The sequence below is a fragment of the Methylobacterium sp. E-005 genome (genome assembly GCF_022829725.1).
In the GTDB taxonomy this organism is placed as follows: domain Bacteria; phylum Pseudomonadota; class Alphaproteobacteria; order Rhizobiales; family Beijerinckiaceae; genus Methylobacterium.
In genome coordinates this window covers 1-2220 of sequence record NZ_JAKSYG010000128.1, presented here as the reverse complement: position 1 = coordinate 2220, position 2220 = coordinate 1, and the positions used below count along the sequence as shown (strand labels likewise).

1 protein-coding gene is annotated in these 2220 nt (G+C 66.3%); it reads right to left on the bottom strand.

What is annotated here, in order from left to right:
* Positions 1-2220: TonB-dependent receptor (locus MKK88_RS14765; RefSeq protein ID WP_244000909.1), on the bottom strand; the 2220-nt coding region annotated here is incomplete at both ends.

The following is a 2220-nucleotide window of genomic DNA, read 5'->3' as shown; positions in this document are numbered from 1 at the left end:
CAGGTTCATCACGTAGTAGGCCGGCAGCTTGCGGTTCAGGTTCGACTCGTCGCCCCGGAAGTAGGACGACGAGAAGGCCGCCACGTTGAGGCCGAACCGCCAGTCCGGGGTGATGTTGTACTCGAACCCGGCCTTGATCTGATGATCCGGGACCAGCGGGAGCTTGTTGCCCTTCTTGACGAAGATCGCCCCGTCATCGGACAGCGGGTTGTTGGGCGAGGACAGCGTCTGGTTGAACTGGAAGGTGGCGTCGATCAGCGCGTAGTTGGCGTAGACCAGCAGGTCGGGCGTGACGACATACTCGGCGCTGACCTCGATGCCCTGGCGGCGGGTCGAGGGGACGTTGACAAAATAGGCCCGGGCCGCGTTGCCGGCGACCGCGACCTGGATGATGTCGTTGGTCAGGTCGGTGCGGAACACGCCGGCCTTGTAGGTCAGGGCGCCGCCCGACAGGAAGCTCGGGATCACGCCGCGGAATCCGACCTCGTAGGTCTGGCCGGTGACCTGCTTGAGCGGCGGATCCGCCACCAGCGAGTTCGGCAGCAGGCACGGCCGGTCGGGATTGGCGCAGGCGAGTTCCAGCGGCGTCGGGGCGCGGTTCGACTCCGAGTAGCTGCCGTAGAGGTTGAGCGCCGGGTCGAACTGATAGGTCAGGCCGGCCAGGGGATTGACCTTGGTGAATTCGTGCGTGCCCGTCACGTCCGGCGAGAAGCCGGTCTGATCGACCGAGCGGATATGCGCGTAGTTGAGCCGGAAACCGGCGGTGAGCGAGAGCCGATCGGTCAGGTCGAGGGTGTCGGTGGCGTAGAGGCCGAGATACAGGTTCGAGCCCTGGACCGAACTGGGAGCGATGCCGAGCGCGCCGGCCGTCCGGAGGTAGGACGTGCCGAGGCCGGGGATCGTGCCGTAATACGGGTTGTTCGGGTCGGTCGTGATCGAGAGGTTCGGATTGATCACGCCAAGGGTGCTCGACGACTTGAACGAGTAATCCGCCGCATCGACGCTGCCGCCGATCACGAACGTGTTGGGCAGGCCGAAGATCCGGTCCCGGTTGGCCGCCTGCAGCGAGCCGCCGTAGCCCTGCGACTCGGTCTGGGTCGTGTCGAGCGTGCCGTAGGGGATGCCCGACCGGAACGGGATGCGCTGGTTCTGCAGACCCTGGATCAGGAACTGGTTGCGGAAGGCAAGCTGCGACTGCCCGCGTGCCGGGCTGAACCCGTCATCCTCGAAGCAGAGGCTGCCGCGGAAGCTCGAGCGCGTGCTGCAGTTCTCGAAGTTTCCATCGTTGCCGTCGACGTACCGCTCGCTGAAGCGGCGGAAATAGGCGTTTCCGGCGAGGTCCCAGGTCGGCGAGATGTCGACCCGGCCGGTCAGCTGGAGCGAGCCGACCTGCGTGGTCTGCGTCTGCGGGGAGGTGAAGATCGCCCGCGGATCGACATGGGTGAAGTCCACCGGCGTCGCGGCCGCCGCGCCGTAGAAGCTGCGCGCGGCCAGACCGATCAGGTGGAACTCCGAATCCTGCGAGCGATAGCCCAAGTCGGCGTAGAGGCGGCCGATGGTGGCCGGATTCTCGTAACGCCATCCGCGGTCGTTGAATCCGTCACCGGTGAAGTAGAAGCTCCAGTTGTCGGCGACCTTGCCGTATTCGAGATAGCCGGCGGTTCGACCATCCGAGCCGCCGAATGCGGTGATCTCGGTGCCCTGCCAGGTGAAGCCGTTCTTCATCTGGATGTTGACCGCGCCGCCGATGGCGTTGAGGCCGAAGACCGGATTGCCGGTGACCACGTCGATCCGCTGGATCGCCTGCGGCGGGATCAGGTCGAAGTTGACGACGTCGCCGAAGGCCTCGTTGATGCGGATGCCGTTCTGGTAGACGGCCAGGCCCTGCGGCACGCCCTGAACGGGGGAGGCGGTGAAGCCGCGGTAGTTGAGGTCGGCGCGGTTCGACGTACCCTGCGAGTCGTTGAGGTTCACGCCCGGTGTTTCCCGCGCGAACGTCGCGAGGATGTTGTTGGTGCCGCGGTCGACGGCGATCTGGCGGGTTGTGACGGTCTCGACGGTGCTGGGGATCTTGTTGAGCGGCTGCTCGGAGCCGCGCAGGCGGACCGGCCCGGCGGGGGCGGTCGGCACGATCTGGCCGAGGGTGTTCAGGTTCTGGGCGCCGCTCGAATTGCCGCCGCCGGCCCCGACCGGCGACGTCGAGACAACACTGATTTCACC